Source organism: Bifidobacterium aemilianum (assembly GCF_003315635.1).
GTDB lineage: Bacteria > Actinomycetota > Actinomycetes > Actinomycetales > Bifidobacteriaceae > Bifidobacterium > Bifidobacterium aemilianum.
In genome coordinates this window covers 1-462 of sequence record NZ_PDCG01000068.1, presented here as the reverse complement: position 1 = coordinate 462, position 462 = coordinate 1, and the positions used below count along the sequence as shown (strand labels likewise).

General features: G+C 69.7%; 1 protein-coding gene. It reads right to left on the bottom strand.

From position 1 onward, the window contains the following. On the bottom strand, positions 1-462 hold a 462-nt coding region (locus tag CRD60_RS08435), incomplete at both ends, for a DUF58 domain-containing protein (protein ID WP_130473098.1).

Below are 462 nucleotides of genomic sequence, written 5' to 3'. Positions count from 1 at the left end.
CGGGGGCGATCGGGTCGGGCCGGTCACCGCCATGACGGGTGCGCTCGGAGCGGAAGGACGGGCTCCGCCAAGGATTGTTTCCGATCTGCGCAGTGACTCATCGCCCGGGGGGTCGTCGCCGTCCCAGACGATGGTGCTGCACCGGTCCAGCCATCCGTCGACGCCGGCAGGCCGCCAGCCAGGGTCGTCCGCCAGCGTCAGCGGATTGGAACCCGCTTCCATGTCCCGGCCCAGGGCCGCCAGACCCAAGGTCGCTAGGATGCTGACCGCCAGTTCGAACTCGTCTGCGTCAGCATAGGAGGTCCGCCGCCTGTCCAGGTGGAGGAGGAGGGTTTCGTCTGTCTCTGACTCGTAGAGACGGACCAGGAGCCGGCCGGTACGGGCCAGGCCGGCCCAATGCAGGCGCCGCAGGTCATCGCCGGGCCGGTACTCACGCAGGCTGTGCAGGTCCCGTCCCTGCTC